Origin of the sequence: Streptomyces sp. NBC_01142 (assembly GCF_026341125.1) — a bacterium.
Classification (GTDB): Bacteria; Actinomycetota; Actinomycetes; order Streptomycetales; family Streptomycetaceae; genus Streptomyces.
Window position 1 is genome coordinate 2,561,781 of record NZ_JAPEOR010000002.1, and the last position, 21,098, is coordinate 2,582,878.

At 72.0% G+C, this 21,098-nt stretch carries 17 protein-coding genes; 8 read left to right on the plus strand and 9 right to left on the minus strand.

Annotated elements, in window-relative coordinates; genetic code table 11:
- The first annotated feature begins 46 nt into the window (after positions 1-46).
- Entirely contained in the window at positions 47-1,078 is a 1,032-nt protein-coding gene (locus tag OG883_RS29055) for a GlxA family transcriptional regulator (RefSeq protein WP_266546753.1), read from the plus strand.
- A gap of 123 nt (positions 1,079-1,201) precedes the next feature.
- Here OG883_RS29055 and OG883_RS29060 read toward each other — a convergent pair whose 3' ends face one another.
- The 3 genes from OG883_RS29060 to OG883_RS29070 form a co-directional block, all read right to left on the minus strand.
- Complete coding sequence (locus OG883_RS29060) at positions 1,202-2,257, minus strand: Zn-dependent alcohol dehydrogenase (protein ID WP_266546755.1); 1,056 nt, start codon at positions 2,255-2,257, stop codon at positions 1,202-1,204.
- Positions 2,254-3,552, minus strand: coding sequence for an acyl-CoA dehydrogenase family protein (locus tag OG883_RS29065; protein ID WP_266546757.1), 1,299 nt, complete (start codon positions 3,550-3,552; stop codon positions 2,254-2,256). Before OG883_RS29065 ends, OG883_RS29060 begins: the two co-directional genes overlap by 4 nt.
- Before the next feature lie 412 nt (positions 3,553-3,964).
- The gene (locus OG883_RS29070) at positions 3,965-4,876 is read right to left on the minus strand and encodes an SDR family oxidoreductase (protein WP_266546759.1); all 912 of its coding nucleotides are present in this window, start codon (positions 4,874-4,876) and stop codon (positions 3,965-3,967) included.
- A gap of 83 nt (positions 4,877-4,959) precedes the next feature.
- On the opposite strand from OG883_RS29070, the gene OG883_RS29075 reads away from it, so the two are divergent.
- On the plus strand, positions 4,960-5,886 hold the full coding sequence (locus tag OG883_RS29075; protein ID WP_266546761.1) for a cyclase family protein: 927 nt from the start codon (positions 4,960-4,962) through the stop codon (positions 5,884-5,886).
- 246 nt (positions 5,887-6,132) lie between these two features.
- On the opposite strand, the gene OG883_RS29080 is transcribed toward OG883_RS29075, so the two are convergent.
- The 3 genes from OG883_RS29080 to OG883_RS29090 form a co-directional block, all read right to left on the minus strand.
- Complete coding sequence (locus OG883_RS29080; protein ID WP_266546763.1) at positions 6,133-6,636, minus strand: ATP-binding protein; 504 nt, start codon at positions 6,634-6,636, stop codon at positions 6,133-6,135.
- Positions 6,637-7,019: 383 nt separating this feature from the next.
- Positions 7,020-8,006: an acyl-CoA dehydrogenase family protein gene (locus OG883_RS29085; RefSeq protein ID WP_266546765.1), complete on the minus strand. Its 987-nt coding sequence runs from the start codon at positions 8,004-8,006 to the stop codon at positions 7,020-7,022.
- Complete coding sequence (locus tag OG883_RS29090; RefSeq protein WP_266546768.1) at positions 8,006-9,169, minus strand: acyl-CoA dehydrogenase family protein; 1,164 nt, start codon at positions 9,167-9,169, stop codon at positions 8,006-8,008. Before OG883_RS29090 ends, OG883_RS29085 begins: the two co-directional genes overlap by 1 nt.
- 142 nt (positions 9,170-9,311) lie before the next feature.
- Here OG883_RS29090 and OG883_RS29095 point away from each other — a divergent pair, with 142 nt between their 5' ends.
- A complete protein-coding gene (locus tag OG883_RS29095; protein WP_266546770.1) occupies positions 9,312-10,856 on the plus strand; it encodes a class I adenylate-forming enzyme family protein in 1,545 nt (514 codons plus the stop codon).
- Positions 10,857-10,906: 50 nt separating this feature from the next.
- On the opposite strand, the gene OG883_RS29100 is transcribed toward OG883_RS29095, so the two are convergent.
- Positions 10,907-11,422, minus strand: a complete 516-nt coding sequence (locus OG883_RS29100) for an EF-hand domain-containing protein (RefSeq protein ID WP_266546773.1) — start codon at positions 11,420-11,422, stop codon at positions 10,907-10,909.
- 145 nt (positions 11,423-11,567) lie between these two features.
- Positions 11,568-11,942, minus strand: coding sequence for an STAS domain-containing protein (locus OG883_RS29105; protein ID WP_266546775.1), 375 nt, complete (start codon positions 11,940-11,942; stop codon positions 11,568-11,570).
- Between the two features lie 374 nt (positions 11,943-12,316).
- Between OG883_RS29105 and OG883_RS29110 the strand changes: the two genes are divergently transcribed.
- Together OG883_RS29110 and OG883_RS29115 are read left to right on the plus strand one after the other, a co-directional pair.
- Positions 12,317-12,898, plus strand: a complete 582-nt coding sequence (locus tag OG883_RS29110; RefSeq protein WP_266546778.1) for a sigma-70 family RNA polymerase sigma factor — start codon at positions 12,317-12,319, stop codon at positions 12,896-12,898.
- 95 nt (positions 12,899-12,993) lie between these two features.
- On the plus strand, positions 12,994-14,235 hold the full coding sequence (locus OG883_RS29115; RefSeq protein ID WP_266549545.1) for a zf-HC2 domain-containing protein: 1,242 nt from the start codon (positions 12,994-12,996) through the stop codon (positions 14,233-14,235).
- A 240-nt stretch (positions 14,236-14,475) separates the two neighbouring features.
- Here OG883_RS29115 and OG883_RS29120 read toward each other — a convergent pair whose 3' ends face one another.
- On the minus strand, positions 14,476-14,781 hold the full coding sequence (locus tag OG883_RS29120; RefSeq protein WP_266546781.1) for a trypco2 family protein: 306 nt from the start codon (positions 14,779-14,781) through the stop codon (positions 14,476-14,478).
- A gap of 141 nt (positions 14,782-14,922) precedes the next feature.
- On the opposite strand from OG883_RS29120, the gene OG883_RS29125 reads away from it, so the two are divergent.
- From OG883_RS29125 to OG883_RS29135, 3 genes are read left to right on the plus strand one after another with little or no spacing between them, the layout of a single operon-like run.
- Positions 14,923-18,576, plus strand: a complete 3,654-nt coding sequence (locus OG883_RS29125; RefSeq protein WP_266546784.1) for a tetratricopeptide repeat protein — start codon at positions 14,923-14,925, stop codon at positions 18,574-18,576.
- Positions 18,573-19,814 carry a hypothetical protein gene (locus OG883_RS29130; RefSeq protein WP_266546787.1) on the plus strand — a complete coding sequence of 414 codons (1,242 nt, stop codon included), beginning with the start codon at positions 18,573-18,575 and terminating at the stop codon, positions 19,812-19,814. The genes OG883_RS29125 and OG883_RS29130 overlap by 4 nt, the downstream gene beginning before the upstream one ends.
- Positions 19,811-21,079: an extracellular solute-binding protein gene (locus OG883_RS29135; protein WP_266546790.1), complete on the plus strand. Its 1,269-nt coding sequence runs from the start codon at positions 19,811-19,813 to the stop codon at positions 21,077-21,079. Before OG883_RS29130 ends, OG883_RS29135 begins: the two co-directional genes overlap by 4 nt.
- Positions 21,080-21,098 lie beyond the last annotated feature (19 nt).

Here is a 21,098-nt window from a genome sequence, read left to right on the forward strand (position 1 = left end):
ACCGGCAACGAGTGGCCCGAGAGACAGCGTTCGTTAGGATCGGGCCATGGCCGACGCGAAGAGACACGAGACGACCGGCTCCGCACCCAAGAAGCACCGCATCGCCGTCCTCGCCATGCCCCAAGTGATCCCCTTCGAGCTGGGGATCCCCCACCGCATCTTCGGACGCGCTGTCTCCCCCGGCGGTGACCACCTCTACGAGGTCGTCACCTGCGCACCAGTACCCGGCTTCGTACAGGCCGATGCGGACTTCTCGCTGTACATCGAGCACGGCCCGGAGGCACTGGCCGCAGCGGACACGGTGATCGTGCCCGCCGCGTACGAGCCCGATGTGCTCTACGAGGAGGGCCGCCTCCCCGACGAGCTCGCCCAGGCATTCCGTCATGTCCGCCCCGGCACCCGTATGGCTTCCATCTGCACCGGCAGCTTCGTCCTCGCCGCCGCCGGCTATCTGGACGGCCGTCCCGCCACCACCCATTGGCACTGGGCGGACCGCTTCCAGCGCCTCTTCCCCTCCGTCAAGGTCGACCCGGACGTGCTGTACATCGACGACGGCGACGTCCTCACCTCGGCGGGCGTCGCGGCCGGCATCGACCTGTGCGTACACATGGTGCGGCGCGACCACGGGGCGGCCGTCGCCAACGACGTCGCCCGGCGCAGCGTCGTACCGCCGCACCGGGACGGCGGGCAGGCCCAGTACATCCAACGCCCCCTCCCCGCACCGCAGTTGGCAACCACAACCGCCGCACGCGGCTGGGCACTCGGCCGCCTCCACGAGCCGATCCAGCTGCGCGACATGGCGGAACAGGAGTCCATGAGCGTACGGACCTTCACGCGCCGCTTCCGCGAGGAGGTCGGTGTCAGCCCCGGCCAGTGGCTGACGCAGCAGCGTGTGGAGCGGGCCCGGCATCTGCTCGAATCCACGGAGCTGTCGGTCGACCTGGTGGCGCGGGACGCGGGCTTCGGTACGGCGCAGTCGATGCGGCAGCACCTCCAGGCAGTGCTGGGGGTCCCGCCGACCGTCTACCGGCGTACGTTCCGCGCCGGGGCCGGCAGCGAAAGCCCTACGGACGGATGACATCCGCCGCTCCCCGCCGCTCCCCGCGGCGGCCGAGCACGCGCGTCCGGTCAGGCGCGTCCGAGCAGGCGCCCCAGCACGCGCGTCTCCGAGCAGCGCCTCCGGGCAGGCGCGCCCAGCCGGTCAGAAGGTCAGCACGCCGCGCGCCACCCGCCCGTGGTGCGCATCGTCCGCCGCCTTCGCGAAGTCCTCGACCGGGTAGGTCTCGGTGACCAGTTCGTCGAGGAGCAGCCGCCCCTGCCGGTACAGGTCGGCGTAGAGCGCGATGTCACGCTGCGGGCGCGACGAGCCGTAGCGGCAGCCCAGGATGGACTTGTCCAGGAACAGGCCCGCGGGCACGAACGACGCCTCCGCCGTCGCCGCCGGCATCCCGAGGAGGATCGCCTGGCCGTGCCGGTCGAGCAGCTCGATCGCCCGGCGGATCAGTGCGGTGTTCCCGACGCATTCGAAGACGTGATCGGCACCGGTCGGCAGGATCTCCCGTACGTCCTCCGCCTCCGCCGATCCGAGGAAGTGCGTCGCGCCGAACTGCCGGGCCACCGCCTCCTTCACCGGGTTCGAGTCGACGGCGACGATCGTGGAGGCACCCGCGATCCGGGCGCCCTGGAGGACGTTGAGGCCGATGCCGCCGGTCCCGATGACGACGACGGTGTCGCCCCGGTCGACCTTCGCGCGGTTCAGTACGGCTCCCACACCCGTCAGGACCCCGCAGCCGATCAGCGCGGCGGAGGTGAGGGGCAGGGCGGAGGGGATCTTCACGGCCTGGACGGCCTTGACGATCGTCCGTTCCGCGAATGCGGAGTTGGAGGCGAACTGGAAGAGGGGTTCGCCGGCGCGGGAGAAGGGGCGGCCGGGCCGGCCGATCGCCTTGCGGCACATCGTGGGCCGCCCGCGGTCGCAGTCCGCGCACGCGCCGCAGTTGGCGAGGGTGGACAGGCAGACATGGTCGCCGGGCGCGACATGGGTGACGCCCGCGCCGACCGCCGAGACGACGCCGGCGCCCTCGTGCCCGAGCACCACCGGCACAGGGAAGGGGATCGTGCCGTCGATCACCGACAGATCGCTGTGGCACAGCCCGGCGGCGGCGACGGCGACGAGAACCTCACCGGGGCCCGGGTCCCGTATCTCCAGATCGTCAACCACCTGGGGCTGCTTGCCGTCGAAGACGACGCCTCTCATCGGGGCTCCCTCGGTAGGCCGAGCACCCGCTCGGCGATGATGTTGCGCTGGATTTCGTCCGAGCCGCCGTAGATGGTGTCGGCCCGGGTGAAGAGGAACAGGCGTTGGAGAGCGTCGAGTTCGTACGGGTTCTCGCTGTTCCAGTCCCCCGGTCCTGCGGCCGCGCTCGCGCCCCGGACCTGCATGGCGAGTTCGCCGAGGCGCTGGTGCCAGCCGCCCCAGAGCAGTTTGGCGACGCTGGGGGCGCCGGGGTCGCCCTCGCCTGAACCTCCCAGTGTCCGCAGGGCGTTCCAGCGCATGGTGCGCAGCTCGGCCCACTGACGTACGAGACGTTCCGCGAGCACCGGGTCGTGCACCGCGCCCGTGCCCACGGCGATCCGCACGACCCTCGCCAACTCCTCGGCGAAGCCGATCTGCTGGACGAGAGTGGACACGCCGCGCTCGAGGGCGAGCAGGCCCATGGCGACGCGCCAGCCGTTGCCCTCGCCGCCGACGACATGCGCGGCGGCGGCGGCCGCGCCGTCGAAGAAGACCTCGTTGAACTCCGCGGTCCCCGACATCTGGCGGATCGGCCGTACGTCGATACGGCCCGGCTGGTCCATCGGCACGAGCAGGAACGAGAGTCCGTGATGGCGGGGGCGCTGCTCGCGGAGTCCGTGCTCGCGGGTGCCCTGTTCGCGGAGTCCGTCCTCGCGAGGTCCCTGCCGGCCGAGTCCGTCCTGGCGGGGGCCGGGCCGCCCGGAGCCCTCTTCGGTGCGCGCCAGCACGAAGCACCAGTCGGCGTCCTGCGCGAGGGAGGTCCAGATCTTCTGCCCGCTGATCCGGTAGACGTCCCCGTCCCGTACGGCGGCGGTCCGCACCCCGGCGAGGTCGGAGCCCGCGCCGGGCTCGCTGTACCCCTGGCACCAGAGCTCCTCGCCCCGCGCGACGGCGGGCAGGAACCGGTCCTTCTGCTCCTGGCTGCCGTATGCGATCAGGGTGGGTGCGAGGAGGTTCTCCCCGATGTGCCCGACGCGTCCGGGCGCGCCGGCCCTGGCGTACTCCTCGGCCCAGACGACCTGCTGGGTCAAGGTGGCCTGCCGGTTCCCGTACCGGCCCTCTTCCCACCCCAGCCCGATCCATCCGCCGCTCCCGAGCTCCCGCTCCCAGGCGCGGCGGGCCTCGACGCGCTCGTGCTCGCTGCCGGGGGCGCCGTGGTGGGCGGCCTCGGCGTACTCCCCGACGAGGTGCGCCCCCAGCCAGCAGCGCGCCTCGGCCCGGAACGTCTCGTCGGCCGGTTCGAAGCTGAAGTCCACGGTTCCTCCCTGTCCGGGGGTGTTTTCCGCACCCACCCGCCCTTGAGTTGTGGGGGTACGGGGGTCCCCCCACTCCCCCTGCGGCTGCTCCGCGCCGCGAGTACGCGAGGGCGGGGGAACGGTGAGCGCCCGGGAACCCCCTGGGGGCAAGCCCCCAGACCCCCGTACGCCCTCCGGGCGTGTCCTCAACCGCCGGACGGGCTGGGGTTTCCCGGCGGACCGGACTCCCGCTGGACCGGGTGGCTTCCCGGCCGCCGAACCCCAGCCCCGCCGACGATCGAGGCGCGGGTCCGGGGCAGCACCCCGGCCGGCCGTTCGGCCGGAGCCCCGACGCCGCTGCCCTCGCCAGCGCCTCCAGCTGCGGGGCTGGGGTTTCCCCAACGGAGGTGCGGGGTACGGGGCAGCGCCCCGGCTACTCGTTCGGACGGCTTCCCGACGCCGCCGCCCTCGCCATCGCCTCCAGCTGCGCCAGCATCGGCATCGGGTCGCACCCCACCGTCCCCGGCAGGAAGTCCGCGATCTTCTCCGGGGTCCAGGCCCCCTCCGCGTACCCGGCCCTCAGTTCCCTCGGCTGCGCCCAGACCGCGATCTTCGGGCCCGCGATCGTGTAGACCTGGCCCGTGATCCGTTCCTCCCGCGCCCGGTCGGAGAGCAGATACACCACCAGCGCCGCCACATCCTCCGGCTCGCCGATCTCCTTCAGCTCCATAGGGACGTTCGCCGACATCCGCGTACGCGCCACCGGCGCCACCGCGTTCGCCGTCACGCCGTACTTGTTCAGACCCAGCGCCGCGCTCCGTACCAGCGAGATGATCCCGCCCTTCGCGGCCGAGTAGTTCGCCTGGGCCACGCTCCCCTGGTGGTTGCCGCTGGTGAACCCGATCAGGGTTCCGCCGCCCTGCTTGCGCATGACCGCCGACGCCGCACGGAACACCGTGAACGTGCCCTTCAGGTGCGTGGCGACGACCGGGTCCCACTCCTCCTCCGTCATGTTGAAGAGCATCCGCTCGCGCAGGATCCCGGCCACACACACCACACCGTCGATCCGCCCGTACTGCGCCAGCGCCACATCCACGATCCGCTGGCCCCCGGCCATCGTCGAGATGTCGTCCGCGACCGCCACCGCCTCCCCGCCCGCCGCCTCGATCTCCTTGACGACCGACGCCGCGACCTCACTGGTGGGTTCGGAGCCCGCCATCGAGACCCCGTAGTCGTTGACGACGACCCGCGCCCCCTCGGCCGCGCATGCCAGCGCCACCGCCCTGCCGATGCCGCGCCCCGCCCCCGTCACGGCGACGACCTTGCCTGCCAAGAAGTTCCCCACGCCCGGCCCCTTCCCGCGGTTTCTGACGGACCGTTAGATTCTACGGTCAGTCAGATACTCGAGCACAAGCCCCAGGAGGTCCGATGTCACTTCCGGCCGAGTTCCACGACATCGCCAAACGCGTGAACAACTGGGGGCGCTGGGGCGCGGGCGACGAGATCGGGACCCTCAACCTGATCACCGACGAGGTGGTCGCACACGCCGCCGCCACCGTACGAAGCGGCCGTCGCGTCGCTCTCGCACTCCCCCTCCACCAGGACGGCATCCAGACCGGCGTCATCCCGGGCCGGGTCAACCCCCTGCACACCATGGCGCAGATCAACCAGGAGCTCTTCGGCCCCGGTACCGTCGCCACCAGCGACGATGTTGTGACCATGGGACTTCAGGCCGCCACCCACTGGGACGCCCTGACCCATGTCTCGCACTCGGGGAAGATCTACAACGGCCGTCCCGCCGACACCATCACGCCGCACACCCGTGCGCAGTTCAGCGGCATCGACAAGGCCCGCCACATCGTCTCGCGCGGCGTACTGCTCGATGTCGCCCGCGCGAAAGGACTCGACCGGCTGCCCGGCGACCACGCCGTGACCCCCGAGGACCTCGACGAGGCCGCGGAGTTCGCCGGGCTGACGATCACATCCGGGGACGTCGTTCTCGTACGCACCGGGCAGATGCAGGTCTGCCTCGGCGGCGACAGGCACGGCTACGCGTACCCGTCCCCGGGGCTGTCCGTCCGCACACCCGAGTGGTTCCACGCCCGCGATGTCGCCGCCGTCGCGAACGACACCCTCACCTTCGAGATCTTCCCGCCGGAGATCGAGAACCTCTGGCTGCCCGTGCACGCCCTCGACCTCGTCGAGATGGGCATGCTCCAGGGCCAGAACTGGAATCTGGAAAAGTTGTCCACAGCCTGTGCAGAAGAGAGGCGGTACGCGTTCCTGCTGTCCGCGATGCCCGAGCCGTTCGTCGGCGGCACGGGAACACCCGTCGCCCCCGTAGCCATCCTGTGAGTGCCCCTCGATGCCGGGCCGGTGTCGGGTGGCGGCGCGCACATGCGCGCCCCGAGCACGGCACCGCGGCCGCCACCCGCTCGCTACGGCGCACGTGTCACTGCTCCTCTGCCCCGAAGAGCCGACGCCGAGCCGCGATCCGCATTCGCCGAGGGCCGAGCCCTCGGCGTCCCCTCGCAACGCATCGCTCATCCAAGGGTGATCAAACGGCAACCAGCCGTCAACACCGATTCGGAGATTTACACCTTATGCCCCACGAGTGACAGCGCACGACGGCGCGTACATGCCCGGCTCGTATGCGCCGGTCTTGTACACACCGGGCTCGTACGCCCCCCTCGTGACCGTCGGCGCGCCCCTGTCCACCTCGCACCAGATGGACTTGCCCACACCTTCCGGCTGCCAGCCCCACCGGTCGGCGAGCCCGTCGACCAGCTCGAGGCCCCGGCCGTTGGTGTCGTCGCCCTCCGCGCGGCGCGGCCGCGGCGGGCAGGCACTGATGTCGGCGACCTCCACCCGCACCGTGCCGGCCTCGGCCGCTCCCGCGCCGAAGAGCATCCGCAGCACGGCCGGACAGCCGGTGTGGACGACGGCGTTGGTGACCAGTTCCGAGATCAGCAGGATCAGCACCTCCGCGAGCGGCTCGTCGACCCCTATGCCGGACCCGGCGAGCCTGGAGCGAGCCCACCTCCGGGCTCGGCCCACTTCCGCGGGATCGGGACCGATCTCCAGCTGAACCTGAAGCACCTGCACCGCTCACACCATCCGAACCGGCGGACACATCGCCTCGCGCCTCGACAAGGTTCTGAACCAGGTCACTGACCGTGACCCCCTTGCATGACAGCATGGTTGACGTACAGTCACCGCAACAAGCGCTTCGGGCATATTCCAGCGCGAAGGAGTATGCGTGGTGCATACTGTGCGACGCACATTGCGGGGAATCGAACTGAGACGCGTATGCCCTGCCCACGTGGCGCGAACGGCGCACATTCCCGGGGCCGCCGCACAGGCAACTCCGTGAAAACCCGGCCTCGGAACGACTCGCATCCCACGGAGGGTACCGGAGCTCGACCCCGACTCCGGCCCGTGACGAGTCGCCCGAAGGACACAACCCGGTATCAACACACGGTGACGCTTCAGAGTGCTGAGGCCAACGCCTCCGCCTGGATCTCCTCCGCCTCCGACGCCGTCAGCCACATCGCGCCGCGCAACCAGGCCCGCTTGAGATGGAGATGGACGTCCGCCTCCCAGGTGAAGCCCATCCCGCCGTACACCTGCAGACAGTCGCGTGCGTTGCGTACGGCGGCCTCGTCGGCGAGCAGCTTGGCGCCGGCGATCTCGGTGAAGTCCTCGGTCACGGCTGCCGCGTAGACGGCGCTGCGGGACACCTCCGTGCGTACGAGCATCTGGGCACACAGGTGTTTGACTGCCTGGAAGCCCCCGATGGGACGGCCGAACTGTTCGCGCTCCTTGGCGTACTGGACGGCCATCTCCGTGGTGCGGGCGGCGCTGCCGAGCTGTTCGGCGGCGGTGAGGAGTACGGCGTCCGGACGCGGCGGGGCCGTGCGGGCGGCGCCCGGTATCCGGTGCAGGGGGGTGAGCGGGTCCATGGACCGCGCGGGCCGCGCGGTCGGCAGGTCCTTGGGATACCGGACCCGCATCGAACGGGCCTGCAGTGGCCGGGCCTGCAACGACCGGCCATCGGTAGACCGGCCCTCCATCGATGCGCCGTGGAGGGCGACGGACACGTCCGCGTCGGCGAAATGCGGTATGAAGCCCGGCAGTTGGGTGTCACAGGTGACCACCCGGCCTCCGTCCGCCGCACCCGGTACACCGCCCGTGGCCGCCAGATGCGTCGCCACGAGCGGCCCGTTCAGCAGCGCCCGGCCCGCCTCCTCGAAGGCGAGGACGGCCTCGGGGAGCCCGAGCCCGACTCCGCCGTCCGCCTCCGGCACCCGCAGCGAGAAGAACCCGGCCTCGCCGAGCTCCCGCCACAACGCCCGGTCGACCGTCCCCTCCCGGCCCACGGCCGCCCGGAGCGCATCACGGCCGAAGCGGCCGGCGAGCAGTTCCCGTACGCCGTTCCGCAGCGCCCGCTGCTCGTCGGTCAACCGGAAGTCCATCAGCGCCCCTTCGGGAGGCCGAGGATGCGCTCGGCGGCGATGTTCTGCTGGATCTGGGAGGTACCGGCGGCGATCGTGTACGACAGGGAGGAGAGCCGGTCCTGATTCCACTCGTGCGCGAGATCCACGCAGTCACCGCCCAGCACCTCGGCCGCCGCGTCGTACAGCTCCTGGCGTGCGTGCGAGTAGCGCAGCTTGAAGACCGAGCCGCCGGCGCCGGGCACTCCGCCGGCGTTCTGCGCCTCGCTCACGTTCCACTGGGTGAGCCGCCACAGGGCGCTGAACTCCGCGTTCAGCCTGCCGAGTCGCCGCCGCAGCACCGGATCGTCCCAGCGGCCGTTCCGCTGCGCCGTACGCGCCAGTTCGCCGAGGGTGCGGCGGCAGGCGACGACCTCGCCGACGAAGGCCGTGCCCCGCTCGAACGAGAGGGTGACCATCGTGACGCGCCAGCCGTCGTTCTCCTCGCCGACCCGGTTCGCCACCGGCACCCGGACCTCGTCCAGGAACATCTCGGCGAACTCGGCCGACCCCGCCAGGGTGCGCAGCGGCCGGACGGTGATGCCGGGCGCGTCCATCGGCATCGCCAGCCAGGAGATCCCGCGATGCTTGGGCGCGGAAGGGCCGATGGGTTCCGTGCGCACCAGCAGCTCGCACCAGTCGGCGACCTCCGCGTGCGAGGTCCAGATCTTGGATCCGGTGATCACGTACGAGTCCCCGTCCCGGACGGCCTTCGTACGCAGGGACGCCAGGTCCGAGCCCGCGTCCGGTTCGCTGAAGCCCTGGCACCAGACCTCGTCGCCGCGCAGCACGGGCGGCAGCCAGCGGGCGCGCTGTTCGGCCGTTCCCTCCGCGGCGATCGTCGGTCCGGCGTGCAGCAGGCCCACGAAGTTCGCGCCGACGTAGGGGGCGCCGGCCCGTTCGGTCTCCTCCAGATAGATCAGGTGCTGGGTGGGCGTCGCGCCCTGCCCGCCCGCGTCCACGGGCCAGTGCAGGCCGGCGTACCCGGCGTCGTACAGCATCCGCTGCCAGCCGAGGTCGTACTCCCGCCGCCCCGGCCAGTCGCCCGGGTCGGGTTTCGGCGGCAGCTTCGGCAGCACCTGCCAGAGCCACTCCCTCAGCTTCGCTCTGAAGGTTTCCTCTTCCTCCGTGCAGGTGAGGTCCATCAGCGCCCTCCGTCCACGACAGACTTTCTGATGGTCCGTCAGGTTCCAGGCTAGCTCCGCACCCTCTGGACCGACAAGGCGCAGAGCCCTACGCTCTCGGCACGATCTGACTACCCGTCAGCAATGGAGGGGGCTCTCCGGCATGAACGAGACCGCACACGCCCTGGGGGAATCCCGCACACTCTGGGAACTCGTCGACCGCCGCGCCCGGCTCACCCCGGACCGCCCCGTGCTGTTCCAGGACGAACGCACCCTCACCTTCGGCGCGCTGCAAGGCCGCTCCGAACAGGTTGCGGCGGGGCTGTACGGGCTGGGTGTGCGCCCCGGCACCGTGGTGGCCTGGCAACTGCCCACCCGTATCGAGACGGTGCTGCTCAGCGTGGCTCTCGCCCGGCTCGGCGCCGTACAGTCACCGGTCATCCCGTTCTACCGGGACCGCGAAACCGGCTTCGCGCTGCGCGAGTCCAGGGCCGCGTTCTTCGCCGTACCGGGTGAGTGGCGCGGGTTCGACCACACCGCGATGGCACACCGGATCGGGGCGCCCGGCGTCTTCGAGGCATACGGCACACTGCCCGACGGCGACCCGGCCACGCTGCCGGCGCCGCCCGCCTCCGGCGGGGACGTGCGCTGGATCTACTGGACCTCCGGCACCACGTCCGACCCCAAGGGTGTGCTGCACACGGACCGTTCGCTGATCGCGGGCGGCTCCTGCCTGGCCCATGCGCTGCATCTGTCGCCGGACGACGTCGGCTCGATCGCGTTCCCCTTCGCGCACATCGGAGGCCCGGACTATCTCGTGATGCTGCTGCTGTACGGGTTCCCCGCGGTCCTCTTCGAGAAGTTCGTGCTGCCCGACGCCCTGGAGACCTACCGCAAGCACGGCGTGACGACCGCGGGCGGCTCCACCGCCTTCTACTCGATGTTCCTCGCCGAGCAGCGCAAGCAGCCGGGCGAGAAGCTGATCCCCACCCTGCGGCTGCTGGCCGGCGGCGGGGCGCCCAAACCGCCCGAGATCTACCACGCCGTCGTACGGGAGATGGGCTGCCGGCTCACTCACGGCTACGGCATGACCGAAGTGCCCATGATCACGATGGGCTCTCCGGACGACACCGCCGAGAACCTCGCCACCACCGAGGGCAGACCGCCCGCCGGTATGGAGATACGGATCGTCGACGGGGACGGGAAACCGCTGCCGGCCGGAGCCGACGGGGAGGTACGGCTGCGCGGGGAGGCCGTGTGCCAGGGGTATCTGAACTCCGGGCAGACCGGGCCCGCCTTCGACTCCGAGGGCTTCCTGATCACGGGCGACGTCGGCCACGTCACCCTCAGTGGCCATCTCGTGCTCACCGGGCGGCTGAAGGACATCATCATCCGCAAGGGCGAGAACATCTCCGCCAAGGAGATCGAGGATCTGCTGCACCAGCACCCGGGCGTCGGGGACGCGGCGGTGATCGGGCTCCCCGACGCCGAGCGCGGGGAGCGGGTGTGTGCGGTGATCGAGCAGCCCGCGGGGGCCGGGGCTCTGACCCTGGACGCGGTGACCGCGTATCTGCGGGGGGAGGGCCTGTCCGTGCACAAGCTGCCGGAGCAGCTCGAGGTGGTGGACGCCCTCCCCCGTAACGAGACCCTGCGCAAGGTGCTCAAGTACAAGCTCAGGGAGCGATATTCACAGGGAGCGGGGGGATGAGGGGACGGGGATGGCGGTGAGCGGTCGAGGGATTGCGGGGGTGGCGGGGATCAGGGCTGCTCGGGCGTGACGTAGTACGCGGCGAAGGCGGAGAGGATCTCCTCCTCGCTGATCCGGCCGTCGCCGTCCGTGTCCAGGCCGGCCGCCACCTGGGCCGCGAGGCCGGGCTCCACGCCCAGGACCTTCAGGACCCGCTCGGCGGCGGACGGGGTCACACCGCCGCCGTCCTCGTCGGCGATGGCGATCACGGCATGGAGGAAGGGGCGGGCGATCTCGCCGAACCGGTGGGGATTGTCACGCAGTCTCTTCACCGCACCCGTGATGAACTCCGGCTTGGTGACCCGCTGGTCCCCGTCCACGTCGGCGATTCCGGCCATGCCCTGCCAGAACGCCTCCGCACCGCTGTAGAGGGCCTGGCCCTTGTCGCTGCGGGCGGTCGTGGAGAACTCGGCGAGCAGGGCGGCGGCGGCCCCGCTGAAGTCCTCGCGGTCGATATAGCCATTGCCGTCCTGGTCGAAGGCGGCGAAGCGGGAAGCGATCTTGCGCTCGTACTCTGCGCTGTCCATGCGGGGAGCGTACGACCCCGGGCGCTGACGCGTGCAAGTACCCGGTGAATTACGTGGCGGCGACATGCAGACACACTGTGGGTGACAGGCACGCCGCACGCCGGTGTACGCCGGTGGACCGCCGCTGTTCGCCGGTGGGGCACCCTCATGCGGAGAGCGGCTGCGCCCCCTCGTCGGTGGCCGAATCCACGTCCGCGTACACGGCGAAGAGGCGGCGCACGCCGAGAGCGGCGAGGACGCGGTTGACGTGCGAACCGTCCTCCGCGCCCCGGGCGGGCAGGATCAGCCGCAGCCGGCCCTGGCAGGAGCGCATCAGCCGACGGGCGGCGATCAGTACACCGACGCCGCTGGAGTCGCAGAAGAACACCTCGGAGAGATCGAGCACCACATCGCGCCGGGCGGCGGCAACCGCGTCGTGGACCCGCTGACGGACCACGGGCGAGGACACGAGATCGAGTTCGCCACTGACGTGCAGCACCGTCCACGTGCCCTGGCGGCTCTCGTCCACGTTGAGCATCACGACCGGACCTCTCCTCGTGCCGATCCGGAATCGCGCGGTTGCAGAACGCAGTTGCGGTACGCAGTGACGGAAATCCGGAAGCTGTCCTTCCCCCGGCGGCTTCCCAGCCGCACTCTCATGAAACACGATGCTCACAGCGCGGCGCCGGGGCAAGGGGTCTCGACACGCCTGGGTGTCGTTTGGATCGAGCCCGGCAAGAACCAAACGACACCCCCTAGCATTCCCCGCCCCTCTCAGGGGCGCACTTGCGGCAAAGAGGCGTGTGTCCCCGGCCCGCGCACTACATTCGAGGAGGCGACAGGCGAAAAAGGCGAAAAGTCGACGCAGGCGAAGCCACGCAGGCACAGCACAAGGGCGTAGAGCTTGGGGGCCGTATGGCAAAGGAAACACCGCCGCGCTGGGACCGCAGGATGCAGCAGCGGCTCGCGCGGGGAGAGGCCGCTGCGCTCGGCGAACTGTACGACCGGTTCGCCGCGCTCGTGCACAGCCAGGCCCACCGCGTGCTCGAGGACGACAAGGCGGCGGACCGGGTGACCCGCGAGGTCTTCGGCTACATCTGGGAGAACCCCGACGCCTACAACCCCAAACAGGGCTCGATGCGGGCCTGGGTCGCCAAGCTCACCAACAGCCAGGCCGTGCACCGGCTGCGCGAGACCGAGGCCGCCGCGCTCGCGCAGGGCGGCGACGGCACCCCGGAGGAGCTGGAGCAGAAGGTGCGCAGGGCCGCGGTCGCCGCCCGCGCGGACTACATCGTCACCTCCATGCCGGCCCCGCTGCGGGCCGCGCTGGAGCTCGCGTACTTCCAGCGCAGGGACTACCGCCAGACCGCGGCCGACCTCGGCGTCACCGAGGACGAGGCCAGGCGCCGGCTGCGGCTGGGCCTCCAACTGCTCTCCACGGCCAATACGCGCCCGCTCGAAGGCTCGTCCCCGCCCGGATACGGACGCTCCCTGTGAACGGGCCTCTGGACGGCGGCGGCCGCGGTGGCCGCGACGGTGGCGGCAGTGGCGGCAGTGACGACGGCCGTGACGAGGTACGGGGCGTTCCGCGCATACCGGCACCGCGGTCGGCGGGGGACGATCTGCCACCACCCGCGCTCTCGCCGGCGACGACGACCGGACCGCCCCGGCCCAGCCCTCACCCCGAGCCGGCCGGCGGCGGATCCGGCAGCGGCACGAGCTCCGGCGACGAGCCGGGCCGCTCCCACAGTGTGCTGAAGTCGCTCCTCGGCGCCTGGGCGCTGTCCGCCTGCTCCGCCGAGGAGACCGTGGCAGTCGAGGAACATCTCGGCGAGTGCGCGCCCTGCGCGGAAGAAGCCCTGCGGCTGCGTGACGCCGTCGGCCTGCTGCACACCGACCGGGATCTGGATCTCGACCCGCTGCTGCGCTTCCGGGTGCTGGAGAACTGCCTGGGCCGCAGGCCCGCCCGTATCCCCGTGCCCACCTGGGCGAATCCGTACGACGCCGAGACGGCGCGGCTCGACGCCCTGCTGCGGGACATCGGCGACACGGACTGGCATGCGCCGGTCCGGCTCAAGTGGTTCGAGGGCGAGCGGCAGGTGAGCCGGAAAACGACCGTCGCCGGGGTCATAGGGCATCTCATGACCGTCGACGGACTGGTCGCCGGTGCCCTCGGCCTGGACGATCCCCTCGGAGCGAACGCGCCGAGAGTGCCCACCGAGCGCACCGAGTCGTTCTGGCAGACCGCCGACCTGCCGCCCACCCGCACCATCCATGAGCCGTGGCGCGACCAGAGCCACACCCTCATCCGTACGGTGTCCTTCGCCGGCCGCGCAGTCGCCGAACTGCCGGTCTCGTACGGCGACTTCGCCCTCCCGCTGCAGGACTCCCTACTCGACCGCGCCTTCGAGTGCTGGATGCACGCGGGCGACATCGCGGACGCGGTGGACTATCCCTACGAGCCGCCCAGCGGCAAGCATCTGAACCGGATGATCGACCTGGCGGCCCGGCTGCTGCCCGCCGCCCTCGCGGACCGCAGACGCGCGGGTCTCGCCGGGCCTGCCCGGCATCTGGTCACGCCCGGCGCACCGGGCCGTTCGCTGCATCTGGAGGTGGAGGGCTCGGGCGGCGGGAACTGGTACATCGCCCTGGACTCCCCGGCCGCCACCGGCTCCCGCGACCTGGCGGTGGCTCAAGTCGCCCTGGACGGAGTGGAGTTCTGCCGACTCGTCGCAGGCCATGTGCCGCCGGAGGAGGCCGCCGCGGGCCAGGACGGCGACCGGGAGGCGATCAGGGACGTCCTGTTCGCGGCGGCGTCGCTGAGCAGGCTGTAGTGCGATGCTGGCCGATCTGCTCGCCTCGACTTTTCGCGTGGCCTTCGGCCGCGCTGTCCGCAACGGCCGGGCAGGCCGGATTTCCGCCCGTCCGGCGATGGAGGACGGTCCGGCAACCGGACCGCGCGGGCCGAACCGCCACGGTCACGGAACGGGCCCGGCGACACCGCAGCGAGGTGCCGCGCCGGGGCGGGCGAGCCCGGCACGATCAGAGAGGCACCCCCTGAGCAGAGCGCACGGTCACTCCCCGCCCACGCTGATGTTCGGGTTGCCGTCGCGTCCGTGCGGCTTCAGCTCGATGTTGATCGTGTGCGTACGGTCGTGTCCCGCCGAACCGCCCCCGCCCGCCGTGACCACCCCGATCCGCAGCTCCGCCCGCCCGCTGCCCTCCCGCCGCACCTGCACCGCGAACTCCAGATTCACCTTCTCCACACTGAACTTGAGTGCGCGTCCCTCTCCGGCCAGCTGCGCCCGCTCCAGCTCGTCGCGGACCTGTCCGATCACCTCGGCCAGTCCCGCCACCGCGGTTTCGTCACGCTCAGCCATCGCGCCCCTCGCCTCCCGTAGTTATCGTTGAGCAGTATGAGGGAGCCGTCACGCGCGTCCAACTCATCACCACAGGAAGAAAGTTGGCGGGTCTGCCTGCTCCGGACCCAGGATCGGTCCGGCCGTCCGCTGGGGGCCGGTGTGCTGCTCCCCGGAGGCCTGGTGCTCACCTGCGCCCATACGGTCCTGTCCCGGCCCGACCGCGACGGCACCCGTACACCCTTCGACACGGTGTACGTCGACGTCCCGAGCACCGCCCTGTCCGCCGACGCACCGGGACCGCTGCGCGCCCGGCTGCTGCGGGAGTACCTCGTCCTGCCCACGCCGCACTTCAGCGGCGACCTCGCCCTCCTCAAACTGGACCACGAGCCGTCCGTGGCCCACGCCGTACTGCACCGCCAGATACCGGCGCGCAACGAGCCCGTGCACTTCACCGGCTACCCGGAGGACCTGCCGGGCGGCGAGCATCTCGACGCCCGGCTGATGGGGCGCGGCGGCCCCGCCCCCACCCCCGAGTGGGTGCAGCTCGACACCGACGGCTCGCCGTACGTCGTCCGGCACGGCTACAGCGGCGGCGGGGTCGTCCACAGCCGCTCGCGCCGTGTCATCGGCATCGTGGCCCACCAGTTCGGCACCCCGCAGGCGCCCGTGCGGCGGGAGCACGCGTACATGATCCCGACCGAGACGGTGCTGAAGTATCTGCCACTGGAGCGGCTGGGACTGACGGTGACCGGGTCCCGTGCCGTCTCCGGCGAGGTCGCCGTCGCCCCCGACAGGACCGCCTCGGGCCGGATCCCCGGTCTGCACCGCCGGCTGACCCGGTGGCTCGACGGCGCGCCGGACACGGACCGCGTCGAGCAGGCCTTCGCCGGTGAGGGCGAGCACGCGCTGCTGCACACCATCAGATCGGTCCTCACCCTCGCCGACCGGGAGCAGAGCCCGCCCTCGGCGTCCGGCACTTCGACGGCGGGCGAGCCACAGGTGGGCAGCATCGACATCGCCGTCGACGTCACCAACCGGACGGTCGAGGATCTCGCCGTCCACGCGGCCGACCGCATCGGCCTCGACGCGCCGCTCCCCGCCCGTACGCCCCACCAGGCACTGCTCGCCCGGATCGCCGCCGACAGCCCGCCCCTCATCGGGGCGTTCCTCGCGGTCGACCGGTCCGCCTCCGGCGACGAGGAGATGGTGGCGCTGCTGCGCGCTCTGCTGGCGCACGACGACAGCCGCCTGCTGCTCGTCTTCAGCGATCCGCGCTCGCCGCTGCTCACCATGGTCCGCACCGAACTGCTCGAGCCCGACTGGGCCGACCGCCGGATGGACCGGCTCGCGGTCCGGGTGAGCCGGCTCGCCGAGACCGAGCAGCGATTACGACAGCTCCCCCAGAAGGCGGGCGCGGGCGGACGGCCCGCGCCGCGCCGCCCGGAGACCCACGCCCCGCGCCTGCGCCGCGAGCTCCAGCAACTGCGCCCCGACGGCCCGTTGTACGACACCCCCGCACTGCCGCACGCCCTGTTCCGGCTCACCGTCGACATCGAGACGACACTGCTGGCCGCCGAGGCCGCCGAGCAGGCGCTGGCCGGTCCGATGGGCCCGCACGAGTTCCTGGTGGAGCCGCCCGGTGACGGCCTCACCGATCTTCCGGTCGTCGCCGTACGCGATCCGGACGCGCTCGTGACCGCCCCGGCCGGGGCACATCTGGCGGGCGGCGACCGGTTGCACCAGCAGTACGAGGTGGTGGGTCCGTTCGGGCAGGGCAGCCACGGTCAGGTGTATCTGGCCCGCGATCTGCTGCTGGAGAACCGGCCCGTGGCGCTCAAGGGAATCCTCGACCCGGGGAACCCCGCCGCCGTCCTCCAGGCGCATCAGGAGCGGCTGCGACTGGTCAGCCTCAACCATCCGTCCGTCATCCGCGTGGTCAACTACGCGCGCCATCCGTCGTCCTCGGCCGAGTTCATCGTGATGGAGTTCGCCGACGGGGCGCCGCTGGAGTGGGTCGCGGCCCGGATCGCCCAGCACGACGCGCCGTTCTCCGGGCCCCGGGTCCGCGAGTTCATCGTCGCGTACGGGCTGCGCATTCTGGACGCGCTCAGCTATCTGCACGACCAGGAGGAGTTCGTCTACGGCGATCTGTCCCTCACCAACGTTCTGCACTGCGGCAACGGCATCAAACTCATCGACGTGGCGGGCGTACGGGAGCCGGGCACACCCGGACCGGTCAGCCACCGCCCGCCGGAGACCGGGGCGGCGGGCGAGATGACGACGGCCGGCGATCTCTACAGCGTCGGCGCGGTGCTCGGCGTACTCCTGGACAAGGACCCGGCGCCACCCGCCGACCTCGGCACGGAGTCGCTGCACCGGGCGCTGCGGCGCGCCATGGCCCCCGATCCCAAGCGGCGCTACGCCTCCGCCCAGGAGATGGCCGTCCAGCTGCGCGGTGTGCTGCGCGAACTGCGCTCCCTGCGGCTCGGCGAGGAGACCTTCGAACCGTCCCCGCTCTTCGACTCGGCGGCCATGGCGCTGGACGGTCAGCTGGGCAAGGCCCCGCCGCTGGACCGCTGGCGGGCCGGCTGCGGCGACGGGCACCGCCTCGGCGCCCGGGTGCCGGGGCCGGCCGAGGCCGCCGTCGCCCTTCCCGTACCGAAGGCGGATCGGCAGGACCCCAACTGGAAGGAGCTGCAGCGCACTTCGTACGACGACCCGGCCGGTCTGCTCCAGCTCAGCGACGAATGGCTGCCGTCCCCCGAGCTCCATCTGCTGCGCTGCCGGCTCCATCTGGAGCTCGCCCGGCACCAGGTGCGCGGGCGGGACCAGGTGCGCGGGCGCGACAGGGAGCTGGTCACCGCGGCCATGGAACTCGACCGCGCCCACCGGCTGCTCGGCGACCGGGCCCGCTACGACTGGCGGCTCGACTGGCACCGGGGACTGACCGACCTCGCCCAGGGCCGGCTGCGCCGGGCCCTGACCTCCTTCGACTGGGTCTACCACGCCATCCCCGGCGAGTACGCGCCCAAGCTCGCCCTCGGCTACTGCCACGAGAAGCTCGCCGACGAATGGCGCGGCGGCGCGCAGGCGGACACGGACACCGACACCCCGGAGGCCGTCGCGGCGCGGGAGGAGCACGAGCAGCAGGCCATGCAGTTCTACGACGCGGTGTGGCGGCGCAACCACGCGCTCGGCAGCGCCGCCTTCGGCCTCGCCCGGATCCATCTCGCCCGCCGCAGCCCGGACCTGGCCCTCGCCTCGCTCGACGGCGTCCCCCCGGACTCCCGGCACCGCACCGCCGCGCGTACGGCGATGGTGCGCATCCACGCCAGCCCACCCGCGGACGGCTCCCCGCCGACGGTGGCCTCGGCGGTGCGCGCGTATGCCGCCCTGCACCGGCTGGCCAGCCACGAGGGTCTCACCGACCGCCAGGCCCACGAGCGGCTCACCGCCGAACTGCGCGAGCTGCTCCTCGAACTGGTCCGGGCCGCGCGGCAGGACGGCGGCGCCGAGGTGCTGGCCGAGCTCCGCGCCTCGCTGCCGGCCTCGATTCCCGTCCCGGCCACGGAACGGGAGCTGCGCGAGCAGCTCTCCGCCAGCTACCGGCAGCTGGCCAAGCAGGTGCCGCGCACGGACCGCGCCGAGGACGCGGCGCTCGCCGAGGCGCTGCTGGACAACGCGTACCGGACTCGTCCGCTGGGCCTGAAGCACCACCGCGACGGGAAACCGGACGGGAAGCGGGAACGCACGCGGGAACGTACGCCATGGCGGCCGGCCGCCTGGCTGTCCCGCGAGAGCGAGGGCGGATGAACGCGCCGACCGGGCGGGTGCCCGCCCTGCTGCTCGCCCTGCTGCTCTCCCTGTGGCGCCGGGCCGCCGGCCGCACCACCGGGGGCATCCGCCCCACGGCCGCCTTCCTGCGCCGCCGCATGCTCGTCCTGCCCGCACTCGCCGTGGTCGCCCTCGCCCTCTCCGCCGCCGCCTACAGCGATGTCCACGGGCGTACGGAACGGCTGCGGGACCGGAGCGCGCCCGCCCTGGTGGATCTGGCGCAGGCCCGCACCTCTCTCGAACTGGCCCAGAAACAGGCCGAGTTGCGGCTGCTGACCGCAAAGAACGCCGGTCTGGTCGAGCTGGGGGAAACGTACCGCTCCCTGCTGACCGAGGCCTCCCAGAGCCTCAACCGGGTCGCGCAGTCCCGGGCGCTGCACAAGGCGCAGGAGCAGGAGCTGCGGGTGGTCTCGGGCCTGGTGGTCGCATACGGGGACAAGATCGCCTGGGCGGACCGGCACCGCACGAGCAAGGTGCTGCGCGACGCCGGGGTCGACTACGCCGCCGAGTTGCTCGGCGGCCAGGACGACGCGGCGGCCGGGCAGGACACCGCCGCGGCCGGCCGGGACACGGGAAAGGCCGGGCAGGACACGGGAAAGGCCGGGCAGGGCACCGCCGCCGCCGGGCAGCACACGGAGAAGGCCGGCCAGGGCAAGGGGCAAGCCACGCAGAGCCAGGAAGGGTCCGAGAAGGAGCCCACCGCCATCCTGGACCGCATTGAGGAGCTGGAGCACCAGCTGCGCCGGGAGAACCGCGACCTGGCGGCCTGGAGCCCCCTGACGCTCTCCGCCGCGGCCGCCGCCGCGCTGGTGGTGGCCCTCTTCGCCGTCACCACCCTCGGCACCTGGGTCTTCCTGCGGGAACGGCTGCGGCTGATCAGCGTTCAGCTGGCGGTGGCCGCGCTGCCGGTGCTCGTCACGCCCGTACTGCTCGCCATGGGCGGCGCCGAGGAGCACGGCGCACAGGAGCAGGTACGGACGGCGGTCGGCGCCCTGGAACGGGTGGGCGCGGACCGTACGGCCCCCGGCAGCATCGAGTCCGCCGCACACCGGTCGGCGGCCCTGATGCGTGAGGCCCACCCCGACAGCTGGTCGCTGGCCGCGGGCATCGCCGTGCCCGCCGCCGGCGTGGGCGCGTTCGCCTGCGGCGTCACGCTCTTTCTCTACGGCCGCCCCTATCCGGCCGGCCGCCCTCGACGGAAGTACACGGACGCATGAGGCGCTGGAGAGTACTGCTGGCCGGGTGCCTGTTCGCCGCTGCCGCCCTGGCGTCCGGCGGTTGCTCGACCGCCGGTGAGGAGCGCACGCTGGTCGTCCTCGGCCCGTGGACCGACGGCGAGGAGAAGCCCTTCGTGGCTGCCCTCAGGAGCATCGAGAAGCGGACCGGCCGCAGTTACGTCTACAAGGGCACCCGCTCGCTGCGCGAGACCCTGGTCGCCCAGCTCCAGGCCGGTGCGCCGCCGGACGTGGCGATTCTGAACAGCCCGGGCGAGCTGGCCGAGTACGCACGCGCCGGAGACGTGTATCCGCTCCCCGAGCTGGTGGTCGGGGCCGCGGTCCCGCCGTGGGCGCCCAGCGTCACCCTCGAGAACAAGGACGGCGAGGCCCGCACGCACGCCTACTGGGCGCCGGTGCGGGTGGATTTGAAGTCGCTCGTGTGGAGCCGTACGGCAACGGCCGGGAAGACCCGCGACTGGTGTCTGGGGGTGGGCTCCGGCGCCACCTCCGGCTGGCCGGGCACCGACTGGGTGGAGGATCTGCTGCTGCAGCGTCAGGGGCCGGCGGCGTACGAGAGGTGGGCGACGGGCAAGACCCCGTGGCGCAAGACCCGGCCGGCCTGGGAGGAGTGGGCCCGGCTGCTCGCCGCGAACGGCGGGAACCTGGCCCAGGAGGGGCTGGCGACCGGCTTCGAGCTGCTCGAGGACGGCCGGTACGGGCTGCTGAACAGCGGCGACTGCACCCATGAGCACCAGGGTTCGTTCATCCGCCGCCACTACGGCGACGATGTGCTGCCCACCCCCACCGGCCGGCTGCTCGCCCGGGGAACGACGGGCGAGAACGCGTACGAGGTCTCCGGCGACATGGCCGCCGTGTTCAAGCCCGGTGCCGCCGCCTGGGACCTGCTCCGCCGGCTCACCTCACGCCCCGCCCGCGAGGACTGGGCGAAGGCGGCGCAGCCCGGGGAGCGGCCGTACTTCCCCGGCGGCACCGTCGGCTCGGTCCCGCCGTCCCGCGGCACCCGCGCCGTCCAGGAGCTGCTCGACGGAGCGGGCCAGATCTGCCTGGACGCGTCGGACGCGATGCCGCCGACCCTGCGCGAGGCGTTCCACCGGGCCGTACTGGAATTCCTGGGCAACCCGCGGGACGGACGGCTGTTGACCCGGCTGCTCGACCAGCTGGAGGCGGAGCGGAATCTGCAGCGGCAGGACGGGGCGTTCGTTCTGGACGACCTGTGCGACGACCCCGTCACACACTCCCCCTAGGAACTCTCCGTGAGGCCGG

Excerpts from the sequence above, each read along its gene's own strand:
- OG883_RS29120 (WP_266546781.1), bottom strand. The coding sequence starts at position 14,781 with ATGGCTGAGCGTGACGAAACCGCGGTGGCGGGACTGGCCGAGGTGATC.
- OG883_RS29090 (WP_266546768.1), bottom strand. The coding sequence starts at position 9,169 with ATGGACCTCACCTGCACGGAGGAAGAGGAAACCTTCAGAGCGAAGCTG.
- OG883_RS29110 (WP_266546778.1), top strand. The coding sequence starts at position 12,317 with ATGGCAAAGGAAACACCGCCGCGCTGGGACCGCAGGATGCAGCAGCGG.
- OG883_RS29060 (WP_266546755.1), bottom strand. The coding sequence starts at position 2,257 with ATGAGAGGCGTCGTCTTCGACGGCAAGCAGCCCCAGGTGGTTGACGAT.
- OG883_RS29085 (WP_266546765.1), bottom strand. The coding sequence starts at position 8,006 with ATGGACTTCCGGTTGACCGACGAGCAGCGGGCGCTGCGGAACGGCGTA.
- OG883_RS29130 (WP_266546787.1), top strand. The coding sequence starts at position 18,573 with ATGAACGCGCCGACCGGGCGGGTGCCCGCCCTGCTGCTCGCCCTGCTG.
- OG883_RS29100 (WP_266546773.1), bottom strand. The coding sequence starts at position 11,422 with ATGGACAGCGCAGAGTACGAGCGCAAGATCGCTTCCCGCTTCGCCGCC.
- OG883_RS29055 (WP_266546753.1), top strand. The coding sequence starts at position 47 with ATGGCCGACGCGAAGAGACACGAGACGACCGGCTCCGCACCCAAGAAG.
- OG883_RS29075 (WP_266546761.1), top strand. The coding sequence starts at position 4,960 with ATGTCACTTCCGGCCGAGTTCCACGACATCGCCAAACGCGTGAACAAC.
- OG883_RS29135 (WP_266546790.1), top strand. The coding sequence starts at position 19,811 with ATGAGGCGCTGGAGAGTACTGCTGGCCGGGTGCCTGTTCGCCGCTGCC.
- OG883_RS29095 (WP_266546770.1), top strand. The coding sequence starts at position 9,312 with ATGAACGAGACCGCACACGCCCTGGGGGAATCCCGCACACTCTGGGAA.